This is a genomic window from Pseudomonas sp. NPDC087336, assembly GCF_044744285.1.
In the GTDB taxonomy this organism is placed as follows: Bacteria; Pseudomonadota; Gammaproteobacteria; order Pseudomonadales; family Pseudomonadaceae; genus Aquipseudomonas.
In genome coordinates this window covers 15747-36488 of sequence record NZ_JBIUYA010000015.1, presented here as the reverse complement: position 1 = coordinate 36488, position 20742 = coordinate 15747, and the positions used below count along the sequence as shown (strand labels likewise).

Genomic DNA, 20742 nt, shown 5'->3' with positions numbered 1-20742 from the left:
GCAGTCGCTATCCCTAGCCGGTTATCCCGCCACAGACAGAAGCCAGTCCCTTCATGCGCTCCACGGCAAGCTCAGGCTGAATCAGCACGCCTGCTTGATCCGCAAGACGGAAGACTTCGCTGTAGTGCGACAGGGAGCGTGCAGACTGCATACCGCCCAGCATGCTGAAGTGATCCTGGTGGCCGTTCAGCCAAGCCAGCAACACCACACCTGCCTTGTAGTAACGGGTTGGGGCTTTAAAGATCTCGCGAGAGAGCGCCACGGTCGGGTTCATTAGTGCGTGGTAGCGCGCTACATCGCCGTCGGTGAGTGCCGCCAATGCATGAGCCGCGACTGGAGCGATAGGGTCGAAAATCCCCAGAAGCGCGTGGGAATGGTGGGTCGCATCGCCAGCAATCAATTCACCAAAGTTAAAGTCATCGCCGGTATACAACTTCACGCCGTCAGGCAGACGACGGCGTAATTCAACTTCCCACTTGGCTTCCAGCAGCGAAATCTTGATGCCGTCGACTTTGTCGACATTGGATTCAATGATCGACAGCACGGTGTTCATGGCAGTGGGTACATCGGTACTGCCCCAATAACCGCGCAGGTTGGCGTCAAACATCTCGCCCAGCCAATGAAGGACAACCTTTTGGCGTGCCTCGCCCAGCAGGGTTGAATAGACCTTTTCATAGTCTTCCCCACTCTTGGCTACTGCACAGAGTGCGCGGCTGGCCATCAGAATTGCGCTTCCGCCGACACTATCGACGACCTCAAACTGCTCCCGATAAGCGCCCAGAACGTCATCCAGGGTTGTCGACGGCGTAAGGACCAACTGATCTGTGCCCACGCCACAGCTCAAATCAGCGCCTTCGATTTGACGGGCGTGAGTCACGCTACGACGAATCAGCTCGGCAGAATCTTTCCATCCCAAGCCCATGCCGCGCTGGGCAGTGTCCATAGCCTCAGCAACCTTGAAGCCAAGGCTCCATAGATACTCTCGAAAGCCCATGGTTTTGTCCCAGTCAATCGCGACTGTTTCGTCCCATGGATTGGCTGGACGGGCTGGATCCACCACAACATGCGCAGCGGCGTAAGCAATGCGGCACAACGGGCGCTTTTGAAAGGTTGCGTAAGGTGCATCCGCATTTTGCAGCGAGTAGCGTTCAACACGGCCATCAAGCGTGGGCAGCAGAATATTCATGAGACTTTTCCTCTGATTGGGGGACTTTGCCAAGAATTAGATCTGCCGCTTTCTCGGCGATCATGATGGTCGGAGCATTGGTGTTGCTGCTGTTGAGACGCGGCATGATCGACGCATCAACCACGCGCAACCTGTCGATGCCATGCACCTTCAGCTCGGTGGAAACTACGGCGTCTTCACCGTTACCCATGCGGCAAGTACCAGCTGGGTGGTGGTCGGTCTTCGCGTTGGCACAGGCGTATTCAAAAAGCTGCTCGTCACTGAGCATATCCAGGCCTGGCAAGCGCTCTGCCAGCACAAAGCGCTGGAGTGCCGGCTGCGCCAGAATCTGACGTGCCAGACGCAACCCTTTGATGGACATCTCACGGTCGTAAGGGTCGGAGAAGTAGTTAGGGTCGATCAACGGTGCATCGGCTGGGTTGGCACTCGCCAAACGCACCGTGCCGCGAGAGCGAGGCCGCAGGAAGGCCGAGTTCAACGTTACACCTGGGTTTCTCATCTGGGCGACGCCGGCCTCAATGCCGGAACCAAGCCCGAGATGAAACTGGATATCCGGCGACCGCGCTTGCGAGTCGGCGTACCAGAAGCCACCTGTCTCGAACAGACTGGACGCAACCGGCCCCTTCTTCAGCAACAGGTATTGGAGCCCCGCCCATGCCGCCATGTGTGGTTTGCCGTAGGGGTCGTAGGTGTGATTACCAGTGCATTCCGCGATAGCAAAAAGATCGAGGTGATCCTGCAGGTTGGAGCCGACACCTGGGAGTGCGTGTTCAAGCGTAATGCCGACTTCGCTCAAATGATCTGCCGGGCCAATACCTGATTGCATCAGCAGCTTGGGAGAGCCGATTGCACCGCTGCTGACGATGACTTCGCGGTCTGCATAGTAAGGCGTCGATTCGCTCGCGCCTTTGGGCACCACTTCGACGCCAATGGCACGCTTGTCCTTGATAATCACGCGCCGAGTAAATGCGCCCAGCATGACCGTCAGGTTGGATCGCCCCATCGCTGGACGCAGATACGCTGCCGAAGTAGATGAGCGCTTGGCATTCAACTGGGTGAGTTGGTAGTAGCCCAACCCGTCCTGAGCAGCCCCGTTAAAGTCCGGGTTGTAAGGAATCCCCATCTCTTGTCCGGCCTGGAAAAAAGCTTCACAGATCGGCAGAGGGCTGATTGGGTTTGAGACTCCCAATGGCCCTTGATACCCATGATACTGATTGGCATAGCGCTGGTTATTTTCAGCACGTTTGAAGTAAGGCAAAACGTCCTTGTACGCCCAGCCTTCAGCGCCACATTCGCTCGCCCACTCGTCGTAGTCCGCCGCCGCTCCCCGGGTGTAGATCTGCGCATTGATAGAAGACCCACCACCAATAACCTTGGCTTGGGTGTATCGCAATACGCGGTTCTTCAGGTGTTTCTGCGGCACGGTCGACCAGCCCCAGGAGCCTCTGCCCTTGGTCATCTTCGCGAAGCCTGCCGGCATGCTGAACAGAGGGTGGCGATCGCCGCCACCGGCCTCCAGGAGCAGCACCTTGTTGCTAGGATTTGCGCTGAGTCGATTGGCGAGTACACACCCCGCCGAACCGCCACCAATGATGATGAAGTCGTATCTCATGACAGCACTCACAGGCGTGGGATGGCGAGCCCGCCATCGGCATGAATGACAGAGCCAGTCGCGAAACCGAATTGCCCGCAAGCCAAAGCGCTGACTATCGAAGCGATGTCACTGGTCTCACCCCAACGGCCCATCGGCACCAAACCATCCTTGAAGCGCTGCTCGTACTTGTCGGCGACGCCGGCTGTCATGTCGGTACGAATGACCCCGGGACGGACTTCAAACACGCCAATGTTTTCTGGTGCCAGGCGTAAAGCGAAAAGCTTTGTCGCCATGCCGAGACCCGCTTTCGACATGCAGTATTCGCCACGCTCAGGTGACGCCATTTCCACACTGACACTGGAAACGTTGATGATGCTGCGCGGCTGCTCGGAAGACGCCTGGATCATCTGTTTTGCGACCTGTTGCGTCAGGAAAAATGTCCCACGCAAGTTGGTATCCATTACCTGGTCAAAGGCTGCGGGTTTCATGTCCAGCAGATCGCCGCGAACCGGTGAACCGATTCCGGCATTGTTCACCAGGCAGTCAACTACACCGCCCCATGCCTGCACACGTTCAATTAACTCTGCATGTGCCTCAAGGCTTTGTAGCTCGCTCGCAACCGCCAGGCCACGCCCACCTAAGGTTTCAATTTCCGCACACAACTGCTGTGCGACTTCATCTTCATTACGACAGGTAAAGGCAACGTCAAAACCGTCACGAGCCAACCGCAGGACGATTGCGGCACCAATACCGCGACGTCCTCCAGTGACCAATGCAACTGGGCGTTTTGTAATCTTGTTGTTATTTGTCATGGCTTCACTCTCAACGTTTGGAACGTTCCAATTTCTCTGCAAATGAGCGCGAAAATTACTTCGGCAACCACCAGTTCGTACGCTCGCCAATGTGCAATTGGACAGTTTTCTGCTCGGTGTAGTCTTCGACTGCGTGACGGCCCAATTCCCGACCCAATCCGGAGTCACGGAAGCCACCGAAAGGTAATTCGGCGAAACCATCGAGGAAGGTGTTTACCCATACGGTGCCAGCGTCAATTTTCCGAGCAGCCTTCAGGCAGACATCGATGTCTTTGCTCCACACTGCAGCCGAGAGGCCGTAGCAGGTGTCGTTGGCCAGCGCGATGGCTTCATCTACCGATTCGAAAGTCAGTACCGACAGAACAGGCCCAAAGACCTCTTCCCGGGCGATGGTCATGTCAGGGGTGACACCGGTGACGATGGTTGGTTGGATGTAGAGCCCAGGTTCCGTGCCGTGACGTTCGCCACCCAAGCTGATCGTTGCGCCGGCCTCTCTGGCCTCATCAATGGCAGCCTGGATACCGCCCATTTGCGTTTCGCTGATGATTGCGCCGACCTTCACGTCTGGATGCAATGGGTCACCCACAGGAACCTGGCGGGTACGCTCGATAACGGCTTGGGTAAAGCGTTCAGCGATATCTTTGTGCACCAGGATGCGACTGCCGCTGTTGCAGCATTCGCCAGCGTTGAAATAGACGCCAAATACAACGGCATCTACGGCAGCGTCCCAATCACAATCCGGGAAAATGATCTGCGGGTTTTTGCCGCCCAGTTCCAGGGAAACTTTTTTCAGTGCGGCGCCGGCTTCGGCTGCAATCAGGCGCCCTACTCGCGTGGAGCCAGTGAACGAAACCATGTCGACTTTCGGGTGGCCGACCAACGGCTGACCCACGGCAGGGCCAAGGCCAGTCACAATGTTTACGACGCCTTTTGGCAAGCCTGCCTCAAGGAGGATTTCGCCCAGCATCAGGGTAGTGCCATTCGTGAGTTCACTTGGTTTGATCACAGCGGTGCAACCCGCAGCCAGAGCAAAGGGCAGTTTCTGACTCAGAATCCAGATTGGAAAATTCCACGGGGTGATCATCGATACCACGCCGACCGGTTGACGCAAGACAACCCCAAGGTGCGACTCGCCCAAAGTGTTGTAGCTCTCACCGTGAAGGTTGCGTGCAAGAGACGCCGCATATTTCCAAAGGTCAACACAGCCACTGACTTCGCCACGAGCCTGGGTCAACGGTTTGCCGGTTTCCAGACATTCGATGAGTGCCATCTCTTCCACTCGGGCAGAAATACCGTCGGCCACTTTGAGCAACACATCGGCCCGCTCACGTGCGGACATGTTTGGCCAAGTTCCTTCATCAAAGGCTGCTCGGGCAGCATCAATGGCCCGCTCGGCATCAGCACGCGCAGCGTTAGGGTAGAGACCAACCACTACGTCATGAGCCGGACTACGGCGTTCCGCCTGATCCCCACTCTGCGCATCGCACAGTTCGCCATTGATCAGCATGCGGCCCTTGTATGGAGCCCCGATAATCTCGGCGCTGTTATCGACGGTCAAAAACTTCATTTCAAACTCCTTGGTAATCGGCTGGTCGACGTTCGTTGAAGCTGATTAAGCCTTCTTGTGCGTCGTTGGTGGTGGCGGCCAGAGCTCCAGCCATCCCCTCAAGCACGGCAGCTACATTGGTGCCAGTGCCTGCGTCGATGAGTTGTTTCGTGAGTTGCACCGAGATCGGCGCCTGCTTACTGATTTGATGTGCCAACTCCAGGGCATGGGCCACGACATTGCCAGGCTCGGTGATGTCTTGAACCAATCCAACGCGTTGAGCTTCAGCTGCATCGATACGTCGACCCGTTAAAGCCATCAGCTTCACCTGACTGGGGCCAATCAACTTGACCAAGCGCTGCGTCCCCGACCAACCTGGGCAAGTCGCGATACCCGCCTCAGGCAATGCAAAAGTCGCGTTCGGTGCTGACACACGAATATCGGCGGTTGCCAGCAACTCAAGCCCACCACCAAATGCATGGCCGTTGATCGCTGCAATGACAGGCAGGCGCAGATTTGCCCAAGCATCGAATACGCGATGCCCGTCTCGCACCCACTGACGCCACATATCCAGAGGCTGCAGACCTGACCACACTCGAATATCGGCGCCCACACAGAAGGCGCGGTCACCGGTGGCGGTCAGTACCACTGCCCGTAGATCTGTGCGTTTATCCAAATCAAGCGCAATCTGACCTAACTGCGTAATCATTTCTGGAGTTAGTGCATGGAGCTTGCCTGGGCGCTCAAGACGAACGACCGCGACCGTTTTTTGAATTTCTACTGATACAAAACCCTCTACTGAGCTCATGCCTGGTGCTCCTTCATTTGCAGCCCCATCAGGGCGTCAGTGAAAAGACAAGGGCTCATTACTCGTACTTCGTCTGCTACAAGCAGCGGGAACTCTGCCTGGGCGAGCACATCTTTTTCCAAGTCCAGGCCGGGTGCGATTTCAGTCACCATCAGGCCATTGGCGGTGAGTTTCATCACGCAACGCTCAGTGACATAGGTGACGTCCTGCCCGCGTTCCAATGCCATGCGACCACTGAAGGTCACGTGATCCACATCCTCGACCAACTTGCGGGATTTACCGTCCTGCAAGATATTCAGACGCCCGTCATCCACAGACAGTTTGGCGCCGGCAGTGAAGAAGCCGGAGAACACAATGCGCTTGGCGTGGGTAGTGATGTCGACAAAGCCGCCGCAGCCAGCAGTGAGGTAAGGCTTTCCTGGCAGCTTCGATACGTTGACGTTGCCGAACCGGTCAATCTGCAGGAAAGACAGCAAAGTCAGATCGAAACCACCGCCCTGGAAATAGGTGAACTGAGCCGAAGACGGCATGATTGCGTCGGCGTTTGCGGCGCAACCGAATGCGAAGCCCAGCAACGGCATACCGCCGACAGCACCTTGCTCGATGACCCAGGTAGCGGCGCCGTGGTAACCCTCTTCCAACAGGATCCTAGGCACGTTTGCCGAGATGCCAAAACCCAAATTCACAGCCATACCCTTCTCGACTTGCATGGCGGCGCGACGAGCGATGACTTTTTCAGCGCCCCAGGGTGCAAACTCAAATGCTGATTCCGGCTGTTGGATTTCACCGCTGATGGCAGGGTCGTAAACAACTTGAGTTGTTTGCATTTGATCAGGCGCCACGACGATATGGTCAACCAGGTTGCAGGGGACATGTACATCGTGAGGCTTCAACGAACCGGCACGCACGACTCGTTTCACCTGAGCTATGACGATGCCGCCGTTGTTGCGAACGGCCAAGGCCTGATCAAGAGCACCGAGCAAACCGCCTTCGTGTTCATAAGAAAGGTTGCCGCGCTCGTCAGCGGTGGTCGCACGAATGATCGCGACCTTTGGAATGACGGTGGGAAAAAATAGCCACTGCTCGCCCGCAAACAACACCTTCTCAACGATAGGCATTTCGGCAGCCAAAGCATTCATCGCACAGCCCTGACGAGCTGGGTCAGCGAAGGTATCCAGCCCCACTTTGGTCAACACACCAGGACGCTTGGCCGCAGCGTCCTTATGCAGATCAAACAAGATGCCGCTTGGCACGTTGTACGCGGCGATCTCGTTATCAGTGATCATCCGCCAGATCTCCGGCATCGGCATCGAGGAAGGGCCACTTGGATATGAGCCAGCCATCACTTTACTGATCAGACCTGGTTGTGCCAGATGTTCAATGCCTTTGATGCCGTACATATCACCAGCGGCAATGGGATGCAGCATTGTCAGACCTGCAGGGTGCGCAGAATTGCGATAACGCTCCCCCACTGCAGCTAACACTGCGTCGGGGCATGCAAGGCCACTGGATGAGCTGACGGTAACGGTAACTCCGTCGTGGATCAGGCTCGCAGCCTGCTCAGCAGTAATGAGCTTTTTCATGAATATTTTCGCCATGTTGAAAACGTAATGGCAGCGCTGATGAAGCGACTGTCGTATCAGTGCCTAGGACTAAAACCAGCGAGGTTTGCGCTTACGGCCACCCCCAAGGCACCAGCGAAGGCATCCAAGCTTTCTTGACGGGATGCGATCGTTTCGGATTGGGAATAGGAAAAAGGGGAAAAGAAGGAATCGATCCGAGTACGTAAGCGCGAGCAGAGCACTGGAAGCACAGAGACAACGTTCATCATGAGTCACCAATTTTTGTTATTAAATCGTTCCAATGTATTTTTGGAACGTTCCAAAAATGTAAATTGAGTATAGAATCCTGTCAACACCATTTGTCGTCGAGAGCACGCAAGCGAACGAAATGCTTTGGCGTAACGATAGGTTCAGTATGTTCTGGCTAGCCGACCGACCGCAAAAAAGGGTAATTTGGAATGTTCCGGCTTCGGTCGACTTCCGCCTCCAACCGAGATTTTTACGTTGACCGATCATCATTTGCCTGAAGAGAAGGCCACCATAAACGACATCGCCAGGGTGAGCGGAGTATCCAAATCCACGGTGTCACTTGTGCTGAATAACAGCCCCTTGATACGTCCTGCGACTGCAGAAAAAGTGCGAGCTGCCGCCGAACAATTGGGGTACGTCTACAATCGCAGCGCTGCAAACCTTCGACAGGGTGTCAGCAACGTTATCGGTATGGTGGTCAACGACCTGAGCAACTCATTTTTCGTTGAGTTACTGATTGGCGCTGAGCGCAAAATGCTGGAATCGAACTACATCACCCTCCTCGCCCACACAGCCGAGGATCAGAATGTTCAGCGCCAAGTGCTTGCATCAATGCGCGAACACAAAGCTGCCGGATTGATCATTTGCCCAACGTTCGAGACACCTATCGAGCTGGTGACCTCACTTAGGCAATGGGGCTTGCCTTTTGTGACCGTCATGCGTGCGCTAGGCGGTGACGAAACTGACTTTGTAGGTTGCGATAACTACCTCGGCATACAGATTGCGACACAGCACCTGATCGACCTCGGGCATACAGACATCGCCTTTATCGGACGAAACAGCACCTATTCGGTGAGCATGGAAAGATTGAAGGGCTACAGCGATTGCCTGGAGAAGAACGGGATTACCCCAAACACCGACTGGATGATCGAAACACCCATCAGTTTGGCCGGGGGCAAGGACGGAATGAGCCGCTTGCTGGATCAACAGCGACGTCCAACCGGAGTGATTTGTTACAACGACCTCATTGCCACAGGCGCGCTGAGCGAGCTGAACAATCGGGGGCTTCGTGCAGGTCGGGACATCGCGATAATCGGCAGTGATGGTGTAGCCGCATCAGCCTATTGCAGCCCTCCCCTTACGACGCTGGCGCTGGAGCCTGAACACCTTGGCGAGGTGGCGAGTGAGATGCTTTTAGCCAGATTGAAGAACCCCGATGCGCCTCCTATGAGATTTTTACTCAAGCCAAAGCTAATTGTACGAGACACGTGCGGAGCCAAGCTCCCTAAACGCTGAGTTGATGTTGCAATGCACACGGAAATTATCTCGATGACGGCCTTGGAAGAAATGCTTGCAGGGGCTGACGCCCTGATTTTTGATTGTGACGGAACATTGGTAAACAGTTGTCCCGTTTACTCAGTGGCCTGGACTGCCGGGTTTGCGCTGTCTGGAGTAATCATGGACGTGGGCTGGTACGAAGCCCGTAATGGTCTTTCTGAACACGTCCTGATGGATCAATTCGAACATGAACATCGTGTCGTTCTTGATCGCGTAAATGTTGTCGGAACCATGAGACGCTACTACCTGGATCACCTGACAGCCAACCTCCAGGAGATAGCAGCAGTAACCGAGATTGTCAGGCGATTCGCTGGCAAGCTGCCTATGGCCGTGGCTTCGGGTGGATCACGTGAAATCGTTACCAGTTCTCTAGATGCGCTCAACCTCACGAAACACTTCGATAAACTCATCACCATCGACGATGTGGGCGTTCCTAAACCCGAACCGGATCTATTTCTTGCCGCGGCTAAATTTCTTGGAGTAGCCCCTGAACGATGTTTAGTATTCGAAGACAGCCCCCAAGGTATAGAAGCAGCTAGACGCGCCTCTATGTCAGTCATAGATGTGGCACATCTTCTTATAAACCCCTCACGCGAGTTTACGTCAAGATGTGGGGTTCACTTGAAATGATGGCCGTGCTGACGCCGAAATTCAGTCGGCGTCATACCCTTTAGAGCCTTGAACTGTCGATTGAACAAAGCGACCGAGGGATATCCAACTTCCTCGGAGATCAAGGAAATCACAGTCCCACTTTCCATCAACAGCGCGCAGGCTCGGCCGATTCTTAATTTGGCGATATAGTCAAAAGCAGTGCTGCGCGTATGACGCTTGAACATACGGTGAAAAGCAGAAACGCTAACGCAAGCCATCTCAGCAAGATCTGGGATCATCAACGCGGAGGCAAAATTCGCGTGTATATAGTCTAAAACGCGGTGAATGCGTGCGTCCTCGTAAATAATTTCAGGCACGAACGCGGGCTCTGGTGGAATGATGCGTTGAGCCGCAGTGTCCTGAGTCAGTTTAATGAGGATATCCAACAGAGAAACCAGGCGTTGCGGTTCGTCCTGATAGACCATGTCTTCAATTTTAGTACGTAGCTGACGAGCTATTTCACTACTGAATGACACCGCGCACTGGGCAGCCGAAAGCAAGGTGCGAATCTGACCCATCTCCGGAAACAGGGTAACCAGCGACGTTGCCCACGCCTCCGAAAACCAGATAACCAATGCAACATGGGGCTTCCCGGTATCGATAAGCTCGCGAGAACACCAGCTGTGTGGCACGTTTGGGCCAACGAGGGTCAGATCACAATCGTCGTATAGCTGCACATCACTTCCGATGTAGCGATGCCCTCGGCTGTTAAGGGTCAGGGTCAACTCGTACTCGGGATGATGATGCCACTCAAACGGAATCTCGTCAGGCAAGCGCCTGTTCAGCATCGTCCATGAGGCGTTGGCCTCACTGGGAACCTTCTCAAAATTCGGCTTCATGACGATCCTATCCCACCTATTCAATCGGTACAGACGCCACAATCGTATCACTCAACGCCCGTTACGACACTCCTCAATTCATCGGATTCGAGGCATCCTGAACCTCACCAGTTTGTAAAAATAATAACTATCAATAGGTAATCAAATGGTTAATCCGCCGCGATGCAAAGAGTTCAATCTGTCCCACCAGTCGGACAAATTGTCAGATCCTACATAAGCAGAATCTGCGTCCGATCGTTACAAAAAATTCACATTGGAAGTGCTCCACGGTCTCTGAACGTTCAGAGCTCGAGACTACGCACAACCGAAATTTCCTTTCCTACTACAAGAAAATATAGGGAGTGGATATTATGCAAGGCGTATATGTAGCAAAGAAAGAGTCTCAAACTTTTGCCAATAGCAATGTACAAAGACTTAGCTTTTTCGTTTTTTGTCTATTTTTCATATTTGGAAGCATCACCAGCTTAAATGATGTGTTGATCCCAAAACTGAAAAGCCTTTTTAGCCTAAGTTATGCAGAGGCGATGCTCGTACAGTCGTCCTTCTTTCTTGCCTATTTTATTGCGTCAATCCCTGCCGGACTGCTGATAGCCAAGATTGGTTACATGCGGGCTGCTTTTGTCGGGTTGCTCACGATGGCAGCAGGTTGCTTGCTATTTATCCCTGCGACCCAGGCTGGCATCTTCGGCGCCTTTCTGGGTGCGTTGTTTATTCTGGCAATTGGCGTGACTGTGGTACAGGTTGTCTCCAACCCGCTTATTAGCCTGCTCGGGCCTGCGAAGACTGCGCACAGTAGAGTCACGTTTGCTCACGCATTCAACTCGCTGGGTACCACAGTCGCTCCATATTTGGGCGCTATCTTGATCCTGGGCACTCTCAACGAAGTGGACGCTTCCGCATTATCTCCAGCGGCGCTTTCTGAGTTCTTGGCCAAAGAAGCAGAAGTAATCAGCAGCACTTACGCTGGCATTGCTATTGCCCTTTTCATCGTAGCGATGATTGTCTGGCATCAACGCAAGCAGATTCCGGCGAGCACAAGCCCTCAACATTCCAACCCGCTTGCAGCCTTGAACCTTCTCAAGCAACCTCGTTTCGCATTCGGAGCTGCCTGCCTTTTCTTTTATGTGGGGGCGGAAGTTGCAATCGGAAGTCTGCTCACTAACTTCCTGATGCAAGAATCGACCTTCGGTTTCGATGCAGAACTAGCAGGTAAACACGTTGCTTATTACTGGGGCGGCGCCATGGTTGGTCGCTTCATTGGTGCCGCGCTTCTTCGTCACTTTGCCCCTGGCAAGATCCTCGCAGCCGCCGCAGCTGTGGTAATTGCCCTGATCACTGTCGCCGCTAACTCCAATGGCTCTACCGCAGGATGGGCGATCCTTGCCATCGGCCTTTTCAACTCCGTCATGTTTCCCACGATTTTCGCTCTTGCATCCGAGGGCCTGGGCTCACGCGCCGCTGAAGGTTCAGGACTGATCTGCTGCGCCATTGTTGGAGGTGCCATCGTGCCGCCGCTAACAGGCTTGACTGCCGACATGACCAGTCTCTCCTTCTCACTGGTTGTTCCTGCCATCTGCTACACCGCCATTGCCTTGTACGGCTGTTACACCCGCCGAGCTGTACGCTGAATCTCTCAAGATCACATTTAACAACTACAAGAGGAATAAACGATGAAATGGGGACTAATCGGTGCAAGCACCATCGCCAAGGAATGGGTGATTTCGGCTATCCGCGCTGTCGGAGATGATGTGATTGCAGTCGTCAGCGCTGACGATCAGCGAGCGAAGGAATTTGCACAAAGCAACGAAATCGTTCAATACAGCAGTGACATCAATGCACTGCTTGAGAATCCCGATGTGGACTCGGTATATATCTCCACAAAAAATCACCTCCATAAAGAGCAAGCGTTGCTCGCAATACGTGCAGGCAAGCACGTGATGTGCGAGAAACCTTTGGCGCTAAGCCTTGAAGACGCACATGAGATGGTTAAAGCGGCGCAAGATGCTGGATTGGTTTTTGCTACCAATCACCACCTGCGCAATGCAGCTAGTCATACCGCAATGCGGCAAGCCGTCCAAAGTGGCCTGATCGGTAAACCGCTGGCAGCACGAGTGTTTCACGCAGTATCTCTTCCACCTCACTTGCAAGGCTGGCGGATCGCCGAAGGAGCCGAAGGTGGTGGGGTCATCCTGGACATCACTGTTCATGATGCGGATACCTTACGCTACATCCTGAATGATGATCCTGTAGAGGTCACGGCCTTTACTCAAACGGGCGTCCTGAGCAAAACAGGGTTAGCCGATTCTGTCATGGGTGTCATGCGCTTCAAGTCTGGCTTGATCGCTCAATTTCATGACTCATTCACCGCTAAGCACGCAGACACCGGGTTGGAAATTATTGGCACCGAAGGAACATTGGTAGCGCGTAATGTGATGACTCAAAAACCAGTGGGTGAAGTGTCTTTGGTTAACGCCCAAGGAACACGCAAGATGATTCTGGAGCACGTCAATCTTTATGAGTCCGGGTTCCGCCAATTCGGTGAGGCTGTAGCCGGGCGCGCGCAACCTGCAGCGACAGGGCACGACGGCATTTGGTCATTGGCCACCGGCATAGCCGTCGTTCAGGCCGCACAATCTGGCCGAGCCACTCCAGTAGCTCACGGCTGAACCGTCGGAGGCAGCATGAAAGAGTGCCCTGATATCATCATCATCGGATCTGGCATAGGAGGGGCGACAGTAGCAGCCGGGCTTGCCCCCTCCGGTGCCCGCATCACAATCCTCGAGGCTGGCGAACACCTGAATAACTGTCCTGAGCACATAGACCAACGAGCTATTTTCCAGAAGCAATTCTTCCGTCCAAAAGAGGTTTGGTACGAGGAGAACGGCAAAGCATTCAGTCCTGGCAACTACTACAACGTGGGTGGTAACTCGAAGTTCTACGGCGCCGTGTTAGCAAGGTACCGAAAAGAAGACTTTGAGGAAATGGAACATCAGGAGGGGGTATCTCCTGCGTGGCCGTTCAGTTATGAGGAGTTGGAGCCCTGGTATAGCCGCGCAGAATCACTCTACAAAGTTCGGGGAGCGCTTCACCAGAATCCAACCGAGCCGTTCCACTCGCGCCCATATGATTATCCGGCTGTACCAGATGAGCCATCTATCTCTGAAGTTCGGAGCCGGCTGTCAGCCAAGGGGCTTCACCCCTATTCGTTGCCCCTCGGCGTAGACATTGATCGCTGGATAGCAAATCGGGCCACCCCATGGGACGCCCACCCTCATAGCAACGAGGGGAAAATGGATGCTGAAACTGCTGCACTCAATACTGCGCTCGGGTACGAAAACGTCAGCCTTATAACGGGGGCAGCTGTCGTTGCACTGAAGACATGTACAAAAAATGGCCCTATCACTGCCGTTGAATTTCGAAAGGATGGCGCTGTTCATCAGATGAAAGCCAAACTGGTCATCCTTAGCGCCGGAGCAGTTCAGTCGGCTGCTTTGCTCCTGAGGTCAGCGGATGGCAATCACCCTGCAGGTCTTGCAAATAGCTCTGACCAAGTCGGCCGAAATTTTATGAATCATAATGCTTCAGCTGTGATCGGTTTTAGCCCGAGCTTCGTGAACAGCTCGATCTATCAGAAATCATTTGGAATTGACGATTTCTACCTTTCCGACAGCAATGGTGGATATCCCTTGGGGAATATTCAGCTCTTAGGCAGGATTTCCGGTGCGATTCTGAAAGGAAGCATGCCGCTTGTCCCGGAATGGATACTGAATAAATTCAGCCGTCACTGCGTGGACTTTTACGCAATGAGTGAGGATCTCCCCTCGCCCACCAACCGGGTGACCGTTGAAGGCGATCGCACTGTTCTTACCTGGGAGCGTACCAACTGGAATGCCCACCTAACCCTCGTCAACACGTTCAAAAAAGTTCTCAAAGAGGCGGGATTCCCTATTGTTCTCACGCGCCCGTTTGATAAACGCACGCCTTCGCATCAGTGCGGAACCATCCGAATGGGCAATGATTCTGCCAGCGCGCCGCTGGATATCTACTGCCGCTCATACGACCACCAGAACCTGTTTGTCGTCGACGCCAGCTTCATGCCGACTTCTGCCGCAGTGAACCCCTCGCTAACGATTGCAGCTCAGGCTCTAAGAGTGGCGGAACACATATCACTTGTAGACTTAAAGGCTGTTACTGACCTCAAATCACAAGCATTAATGTCCTAAAAAAGCGCCAGATAGCCTTTGAATGTCAATGGCTATCGGCGTGTCCTGCGAGGCCCTCCGCCAAAGAGCTTCTCTGCCTCCCATGGTAAGCCGGCAGCTGTCGCTGATTTTCCAATCGATGAAATGGCAGAACCTGAAGAAGTCGCTTAGCTCGTAGCATTGGTTTTGCGTAAATGGCGGGCCTCGCTGAAAGGCGCGACATAGGACGTTAATGGAGGGAGTTACATCCGCTGAAACCAAAGGCGATCCAACTCATTGAGCGCCCTTGTACCGATGGAGGTACTGCAATGAATTTGAAGGAAGAACTCGCATTATTGGTTCGACAGGAAGAAGCGCTCCAGTTCAGCGGTTTCGATGAAAACACGGCGTGGCAGCTAGGCTCGCTACTGCACGAACGGGCAGTAAATGAGGAATTGCCAATTGTAATCGACGTAAGACGATTCGACCGTGCATTATTTTTTGCGGCCAGGCCCGGGGCGACTTCGGATAATCACGACTGGGTACGGCGAAAAACGAACACCGTGCAACGCTTCCTCTGCAGCACTTATCGAGTCGCCCACCAGCTCGCTATTGAGGAGCAGGACATTCTGCAGCGCTACCATATTTCCCCTACTGATTTCGCCAGTTGTGGTGGGGGCTTTCCAATCATTGTTCAAGGAGCTGGGGTTATCGGCAGCGTGACTGTTTCGGGCCTGCCTGACCGTCAAGATCATCAAATCATCGTTGAAGTACTTTGCAATCTGCTCGGATATGATCAAGCAGAGTTTGCTTTATCAGATAAAGACGTCGCCTAGAAAGAGTTACCGTAGAGGAAACCTGCCTCTTGTAGGGAGTTAATGGTTAGGCATGAGCATTTGTCCGCTGCAATCCTTGTTAGTGCGACAGCAGTGTTCTAATCTCACGCGTAAAAATCAACTACCAATCACTCAGTAGCGGCGCGGATAGAAGTCTCAGCATTCTGATAGCTCGAAGTACTAGCTGTCTGATGTGACTGAGCTCTGATTGATGGTTGAGCCTGGGTTTTATCAGGGGCAGTGTCATCATCATTCATCGCCTTTCGAAAACCCTTAATCGTCTCACCAACATCGGCACCCAACCCTTTAAGTTTCTTCGTGCCGAAGACCAAAACCACAACTATCAATATTACGATCCAATGCTTCCAATCCATGATACCCATCTCATCCACCTTTAACCTGAACTGTTATTTAATAAGTTTAGACGAGAACAAAGCCTCATCCAATTAAGGGAAATAACTCAGAACAATCAACAATTAGTTTCGAAAGTAGAGCCGCTCTTGGAGAAGAAACGACAATTAAGTTCATATTTTTACATAGTAATGACTCGCACCAAAAAAAGTGCCTTCGATAGCTGAAGGCACTACCACCAAAGGAGTAAGATGAAACCCATTTAGCAAGAGTCGCTACAACGCGACTCTTGCATTCCAAAAAAACATTTGTTATGGCGCCCTGCTGGAACTAGGCTCCCTGATCTCCACTCACGAACTTTGATGCAAACTTTTGACTACACATCAAGAGCCATGTGCAACGCCATTCGAACTTACTGTTTCCGATTTCTTCGCTACATTTGCGACGGGCCCACGCCAGGCTATAACACCAAGCCAAATGTAGAACAGCGGCGTGACATAAGTTACGCCTGTTAGTGCTAAACCAGCTAACTCGCCCATATCAAGCACTTTTCCGAAGCTCGAAACCAAGGCGCAAACAGCATTGAGGAACACCACGACTGCAAAAGCTTTTTTGTGCCGCCACAAAATTATCGAAAGACCGAGATACCATACGCCCGACAAGAAAAACTCCAATCGACCCCACATACCGTCCTGAACAGCCATTGTCAGTATCCGGAAAATTTCCTGGGTAACCAGTTGAGCAGCGGGATCGTTGGACGTCGCGTGCAAAACGGTCAGGACTGGCCAGACAACAGAAAGGATCGCCGCGCCGATGGCACCTACCAATCCGAAAAGGATACCTGCGACCGTGGAGACTGATAGCAAATACGGTCGATCTTCTCTGAGCGCAAACCAGAGATACAATCCTGAGGGTATGCTGAAAAGATAGAAGCCAAACATGTCGCTGAGCATCATCCACTTGAGGTTCGGTGAACCGGCGACACCAACATCGAGTTGACCAACAATGTTACCCGTGGCTTCGTACTCAAAACTGCCTGCTTGGATGGCTAGGTAGACAGTGTTGAAACAAAGGAATACTGCCAAAATGTTTAGCAGCAATAAAAAACGATTTCGCGTGAAATGAGTGAGAGCTGGATTCATTTTTTAATCCCTTCTGCAGCCAGAGGCTAATTATTAGAATTCGCGAGTTTGCAAATTATTGCAGCACGCGTACCGGGGTCCGATATCGGACCGTAGGGCATACCATTGCCAGGAACCAAGGACTGTGGATCAGTCAAAAACAAGTCAATCGTGCTAGGTGCCCATTTTAGGCGGCTTTGTGTCATTGCTGTAGAAAAAACATATCCCGGAAAGGCTCCCGAAATCCGCCCCAAAACTCCATGGAGGTTCGGACCGAACTTGGTGTCATCTCCCTTAACTACCGAATGACATACAGAGCACTGACTCCAGCTCCGCTCGACTTGCACGGGGTCACACTCCATCTGACTAGCAACCGCGCTGCAAGGAAGTAGCGCGATCACGACTGTCATAAAACTGAATCTAATCACGCCTTGCTAGTAAGTAGCTCGGAAGTGACTCGACCAGCACGGAGCCCTGTCTCGATGGCTCCGTCGATGAAACCACGCCATCCATCCGCAACATCTGAACCTGCAAAAACGATCCGACCCTCGGTCTTCCGCATGTCAGCTCCGTATTTGCTCCACATCCCTACCTTATAGTCACACCAGCTACCTTTGGAGTAAGGGTCATTGTTCCAGTCATAAGCGAACGTATCCAGAACTTCAGCGTCAGGCAGCAGCTTCTCGACCTCCTTGAGCACGAGATCTTTGTTGTTGTAGTCAAAGCCAGGAGTCGGGTATCCCATGCAGAAAAGCGTAGTGTGATCGTCATAGAAATGATCGGTGTACACCATGTTTACCGGGTGCCCTACCCCGGCCAGACTCTGGTAGGCGCCCTTGTTTCCTTTGACTTTGATCTTCAGCTTAAAGCCGGCACCTACATGGCGTTCTTTGCTCGCGGCAACTTTGCCTGGCAGCAATGCAGGAGACCATTCGATGTCATTCCAACAATTCATCGGCATAGCGACCACGCAAGCACTGGCCTTGAAAACCTCTCCGCTTTGAGTAGTTACCGTGACACCGCTTGCATTCTGCTCGACTTTACGGACAGGCATGCTTTTACGTACGTCCGCTTTGCTCTCATTCAGCATACTATTGATAAGCGAAGATGTACCCGACTTAATGTAGTACTGGGTGCAAGCCCGCAGAAGCCTGCCCATGTCATTGTCTGCGCGGGCGTACCAGTGAATCTGATCCAACATGCCCGCAGTTTCCAGGCTGCCACTTACTGCCGTGGCGAAGAAGGATTCAAGGATCGTATGGGTAGTGATATCCAGATCGATCTGCTTCAGACGTTGAGCGATGGAGATATCGTCATGTTTCAAGAAGCTCGGATCAAAATTCGGATCATAGGGCCTTGGGAACGCATTGATCAGATCGCCGCAGAAAACCTTCATGCCTTTATCCAACATTGCAAAGGATTCGGCGGGGTCGATGTTTTTCAGCTCATTGTTGATGAGTACCGTACCATAGGTAGGGTTCGCACCCGGGGTCTCATCAATCTCAAGCCCATACCGCTTCATTTCTGCCCAAACGTGAGGCTGATACCAATGGACCCATTGGCCTCCAACTTCAGACTGCTGACCAAAAATATCAGCCGTCCAGGTACGACCACCTAGGCGATTGCGAGCTTCCAATACCAAACACTTTTTACCTTGAGCCCCCAATTCGCGAGCTGCGGTTGAGCCCGCCATACCTGCACCAATGATGATCACATCATAATTACCTGTATGTTGACTGGTTTTATTACTGTCGGATGCGGCTGCACGCACCAGAGAAGAGGCCGCTAACGTTGTTGCACCCAGAGCCATACCCAACAAAGTGCTACGCCGGCTCAGTTGCAAAGGTGTTTTTTGTTCTGGATCTTTATCGTTAGTTGACATTATTAATCTCGCACCCATAGATAAACACGCGCCTAGCTTCGGCTACCAATGAAAGAAGCGTCGGCCTTTTTATACTTTAATGCCTCACGGGCGTATCGAACATTGGAAACCGCATGGAAGCCCTCCTTCATCTCATACGACCGCGCAGATCTATTCCACATTATACGAACAATCAGTACAATCCAAAAACTCAGCAAAATAATCCGAAAAATTTGCATAACCCCAAAATATACGGATCACATGTAAAATATCTTCATATCAATTAAGACAATATAAGTGACGAGCACAAATAATGGTCGAAAAAATAGCCTGGAATCTTTAATCAGCCAGGCTACTCTAAAAAACAAAAAAGCCAATAGCGCACAGTCAAACTACGAACCCATCACATGTGGGATCGGCTATTATCGTTTCGATGCATTGTCTCACTTGGCATCTCGTTGAAAAGTTTTTTATACTCACTTGCGAACCGCCCCAAATGATTGAAACCCCATTCAGTTGCCACGGTTGAAATATTGATTCCCCGCCCTCCTTTTAGTAACTTCTTGCGTACCTCAGAGAGACGTAGCTTTTTAAGATAGGCCATAGGGGACATACCCATATGCTTTTTAAACCCATCGAAAAGTTTAAACCTCGACACCCCTGCTGCGATCTCAATATCCTCGAGCCAGATATCTTCACGCGCATTGGCGTGAATAAAATCTTTAGCCTTCAACAAATAACTTGGCAGCCTCCCGATCAAACACTCCTGAATTTCATCGGTGTAGTTATTTTTTTGGGCCAATATAAGGCCTCGGACGAGTGACGCTTCAATATCTCTGGAAAACAGCGTTTGATCGAATGCAGCGCCTCCAACCTCCTGCTCCGAGACGAAGTGCCCTATCAAACGCCACCAAGAAGCGCTGGCACCGATCTGCCCGTCCATCACGGGGTCAAAATTAATAGGGATTTCAACAGGGCGTTTGAGAATGTCCTCTAAAGCCAGCCTCATTGTTACGCGAGGGATAACAACAGAGAGTTTTTTGCAATCACCTGCCATGGATAGCTCCTGGCTGTGAAATGGCGAGACGATGACACCAATGTTCCGATTCGAGTGAATACGATTTCCAAGATAGAGCAACTCCTGCTCTCCACCTAGAGGCAAACTTAAACTGTAGCTAGCCAAATGTTCGGATCCTTCGACTCCAATTCGGACATCAGCCCCATACTCCATGGTGCCCAGCGTTGTGGCGTACGACCTAAAGACTCTCGCACTATGCCGGAAAGACACCCGATCAGGTTGGGCGCTCTGCAGACTATGGGGGCCGCATACCTCCTCCATCCATGCTCGGGCTCCTGCCATGTCATAGCTATTGATTCGGATATCACTATGGGTAACGACTTGAGAATCAGTCATTAGCAAGGCTCCACGATTACGGACGACGTCCACCTTTCGGCGCGTCTCTGTTGGGGAGCAAGACGTATGCCACAGAGCTAGGCAAACGGAGAATTCTGCCAATATGGACAGCATCATCCGACTAAACGGATAGCTACCATTTTTGGAGTCAATTAAGCCACGGGCAGTAACAATCATTGCACCAAGTTAGAGCACAAACAACCGTTTACCGCACCACTTGTTACCAAGAAACGTCCGGAAGATCACCATTCTACACACTAGAAAGTAACACTGGAACCTCCAATGATTATCATTATCATCGTCGACATATAGATGTGTAAATCTGCCTAACTTATCGATCACAAATAGCGGACTTAAGTCATATACAAATCGGATAGACCAATCGCGGCTGGC

General features: G+C 52.3%; 17 protein-coding genes. 6 read left to right on the top strand and 11 right to left on the bottom strand.

All coding sequences use genetic code 11. From position 1 onward, the window contains the following. Nucleotides 1-13 precede the first annotated feature (13 nt). Genes ACIO0C_RS16665 through ACIO0C_RS16640 form a run of 6 tightly spaced genes read right to left on the bottom strand, consistent with a single transcriptional unit; the run spans nt 14 to nt 7529 of the window. A complete protein-coding gene (locus tag ACIO0C_RS16665) occupies nt 14-1186 on the bottom strand; it encodes a dihydrodipicolinate synthase family protein (protein ID WP_401313834.1) in 1173 nt (390 codons plus the stop codon). Then, nucleotides 1161-2798, bottom strand: a complete 1638-nt coding sequence (locus ACIO0C_RS16660; protein ID WP_401313832.1) for a GMC family oxidoreductase — start codon at nt 2796-2798, stop codon at nt 1161-1163. Before ACIO0C_RS16660 ends, ACIO0C_RS16665 begins: the two co-directional genes overlap by 26 nt. Before the next feature lie 8 nt (nt 2799-2806). Continuing rightward, a complete protein-coding gene (locus tag ACIO0C_RS16655; protein WP_401313830.1) occupies nt 2807-3592 on the bottom strand; it encodes a 3-ketoacyl-ACP reductase in 786 nt (261 codons plus the stop codon). A 55-nt stretch (nt 3593-3647) separates the two neighbouring features. Then, nucleotides 3648-5150, bottom strand: a complete 1503-nt coding sequence (locus ACIO0C_RS16650) for an aldehyde dehydrogenase family protein (protein ID WP_401313828.1) — start codon at nt 5148-5150, stop codon at nt 3648-3650. Between the two features lie 10 nt (nt 5151-5160). Continuing rightward, the gene (locus tag ACIO0C_RS16645) at nt 5161-5946 is read right to left on the bottom strand and encodes an enoyl-CoA hydratase/isomerase family protein (RefSeq protein ID WP_056854706.1); all 786 of its coding nucleotides are present in this window, start codon (nt 5944-5946) and stop codon (nt 5161-5163) included. Then, a complete protein-coding gene (locus ACIO0C_RS16640) occupies nt 5943-7529 on the bottom strand; it encodes an acyl CoA:acetate/3-ketoacid CoA transferase (protein ID WP_401313827.1) in 1587 nt (528 codons plus the stop codon). The genes ACIO0C_RS16645 and ACIO0C_RS16640 overlap by 4 nt, the downstream gene beginning before the upstream one ends. 483 nt (nt 7530-8012) lie before the next feature. On the opposite strand from ACIO0C_RS16640, the gene ACIO0C_RS16635 reads away from it, so the two are divergent. Together ACIO0C_RS16635 and ACIO0C_RS16630 are read left to right on the top strand one after the other, a co-directional pair. Next, the gene (locus ACIO0C_RS16635; RefSeq protein WP_401313825.1) at nt 8013-9053 is read left to right on the top strand and encodes a LacI family DNA-binding transcriptional regulator; all 1041 of its coding nucleotides are present in this window, start codon (nt 8013-8015) and stop codon (nt 9051-9053) included. 33 nt (nt 9054-9086) lie between these two features. Next, the gene (locus tag ACIO0C_RS16630; RefSeq protein WP_082557601.1) at nt 9087-9725 is read left to right on the top strand and encodes an HAD family phosphatase; all 639 of its coding nucleotides are present in this window, start codon (nt 9087-9089) and stop codon (nt 9723-9725) included. Here ACIO0C_RS16630 and ACIO0C_RS16625 read toward each other — a convergent pair. Further along, nucleotides 9713-10585 carry a helix-turn-helix domain-containing protein gene (locus ACIO0C_RS16625; protein WP_401313824.1) on the bottom strand — a complete coding sequence of 291 codons (873 nt, stop codon included), beginning with the start codon at nt 10583-10585 and terminating at the stop codon, nt 9713-9715. The genes ACIO0C_RS16630 and ACIO0C_RS16625 overlap by 13 nt on opposite strands. Nucleotides 10586-10935: 350 nt before the next feature. Here ACIO0C_RS16625 and ACIO0C_RS16620 point away from each other — a divergent pair, with 350 nt between their 5' ends. The 4 genes from ACIO0C_RS16620 (at nt 10936) to ACIO0C_RS16605 (ending at nt 15602) form a co-directional block, all read left to right on the top strand. Next, a complete protein-coding gene (locus ACIO0C_RS16620) occupies nt 10936-12213 on the top strand; it encodes a sugar MFS transporter (RefSeq protein ID WP_401313822.1) in 1278 nt (425 codons plus the stop codon). A gap of 42 nt (nt 12214-12255) precedes the next feature. After that, complete coding sequence (locus ACIO0C_RS16615; protein WP_401313820.1) at nt 12256-13251, top strand: Gfo/Idh/MocA family protein; 996 nt, start codon at nt 12256-12258, stop codon at nt 13249-13251. Between the two features lie 15 nt (nt 13252-13266). Then, the gene (locus ACIO0C_RS16610; protein ID WP_056854711.1) at nt 13267-14808 is read left to right on the top strand and encodes a GMC oxidoreductase; all 1542 of its coding nucleotides are present in this window, start codon (nt 13267-13269) and stop codon (nt 14806-14808) included. A 287-nt stretch (nt 14809-15095) separates the two neighbouring features. After that, the gene (locus tag ACIO0C_RS16605) at nt 15096-15602 is read left to right on the top strand and encodes a heme-degrading domain-containing protein (protein ID WP_056854712.1); all 507 of its coding nucleotides are present in this window, start codon (nt 15096-15098) and stop codon (nt 15600-15602) included. Between the two features lie 128 nt (nt 15603-15730). On the opposite strand, the gene ACIO0C_RS16600 is transcribed toward ACIO0C_RS16605, so the two are convergent. The 4 genes from ACIO0C_RS16600 to ACIO0C_RS16585 form a co-directional block, all read right to left on the bottom strand. Further along, nucleotides 15731-15985 (bottom strand): twin-arginine translocase TatA/TatE family subunit, encoded by a 255-nt coding sequence (locus tag ACIO0C_RS16600; RefSeq protein ID WP_401313818.1) that lies wholly within the window; start codon nt 15983-15985, stop codon nt 15731-15733. Nucleotides 15986-16336: 351 nt separating this feature from the next. Beyond that, a complete protein-coding gene (locus ACIO0C_RS16595; protein WP_401313817.1) occupies nt 16337-17095 on the bottom strand; it encodes a hypothetical protein in 759 nt (252 codons plus the stop codon). Nucleotides 17096-17498: 403 nt separating this feature from the next. Further along, nucleotides 17499-18956 (bottom strand): flavin monoamine oxidase family protein, encoded by a 1458-nt coding sequence (locus ACIO0C_RS16590; RefSeq protein ID WP_401313816.1) that lies wholly within the window; start codon nt 18954-18956, stop codon nt 17499-17501. Nucleotides 18957-19338: 382 nt separating this feature from the next. Next, nucleotides 19339-20349: an AraC family transcriptional regulator gene (locus ACIO0C_RS16585; protein ID WP_401313814.1), complete on the bottom strand. Its 1011-nt coding sequence runs from the start codon at nt 20347-20349 to the stop codon at nt 19339-19341. Nucleotides 20350-20742: the final 393 nt, after the last annotated feature.

What these genes read in the sequence shown, in the direction of transcription:
- ACIO0C_RS16665 (WP_401313834.1), bottom strand. Translation starts at nt 1,186, where the DNA reads ATGAATATTCTGCTGCCCACGCTTGATGGCCGTGTTGAACGCTACTCG.
- ACIO0C_RS16660 (WP_401313832.1), bottom strand. Translation starts at nt 2,798, where the DNA reads ATGAGATACGACTTCATCATCATTGGTGGCGGTTCGGCGGGGTGTGTA.
- ACIO0C_RS16655 (WP_401313830.1), bottom strand. Translation starts at nt 3,592, where the DNA reads ATGACAAATAACAACAAGATTACAAAACGCCCAGTTGCATTGGTCACT.
- ACIO0C_RS16645 (WP_056854706.1), bottom strand. Translation starts at nt 5,946, where the DNA reads ATGAGCTCAGTAGAGGGTTTTGTATCAGTAGAAATTCAAAAAACGGTC.
- ACIO0C_RS16640 (WP_401313827.1), bottom strand. Translation starts at nt 7,529, where the DNA reads ATGAAAAAGCTCATTACTGCTGAGCAGGCTGCGAGCCTGATCCACGAC.
- ACIO0C_RS16630 (WP_082557601.1), top strand. Translation starts at nt 9,087, where the DNA reads ATGACGGCCTTGGAAGAAATGCTTGCAGGGGCTGACGCCCTGATTTTT.
- ACIO0C_RS16625 (WP_401313824.1), bottom strand. Translation starts at nt 10,585, where the DNA reads ATGAAGCCGAATTTTGAGAAGGTTCCCAGTGAGGCCAACGCCTCATGG.
- ACIO0C_RS16620 (WP_401313822.1), top strand. Translation starts at nt 10,936, where the DNA reads ATGCAAGGCGTATATGTAGCAAAGAAAGAGTCTCAAACTTTTGCCAAT.
- ACIO0C_RS16615 (WP_401313820.1), top strand. Translation starts at nt 12,256, where the DNA reads ATGAAATGGGGACTAATCGGTGCAAGCACCATCGCCAAGGAATGGGTG.
- ACIO0C_RS16610 (WP_056854711.1), top strand. Translation starts at nt 13,267, where the DNA reads ATGAAAGAGTGCCCTGATATCATCATCATCGGATCTGGCATAGGAGGG.
- ACIO0C_RS16605 (WP_056854712.1), top strand. Translation starts at nt 15,096, where the DNA reads ATGAATTTGAAGGAAGAACTCGCATTATTGGTTCGACAGGAAGAAGCG.
- ACIO0C_RS16600 (WP_401313818.1), bottom strand. Translation starts at nt 15,985, where the DNA reads ATGGGTATCATGGATTGGAAGCATTGGATCGTAATATTGATAGTTGTG.
- ACIO0C_RS16595 (WP_401313817.1), bottom strand. Translation starts at nt 17,095, where the DNA reads ATGAATCCAGCTCTCACTCATTTCACGCGAAATCGTTTTTTATTGCTG.
- ACIO0C_RS16590 (WP_401313816.1), bottom strand. Translation starts at nt 18,956, where the DNA reads ATGTCAACTAACGATAAAGATCCAGAACAAAAAACACCTTTGCAACTG.
- ACIO0C_RS16585 (WP_401313814.1), bottom strand. Translation starts at nt 20,349, where the DNA reads ATGACTGATTCTCAAGTCGTTACCCATAGTGATATCCGAATCAATAGC.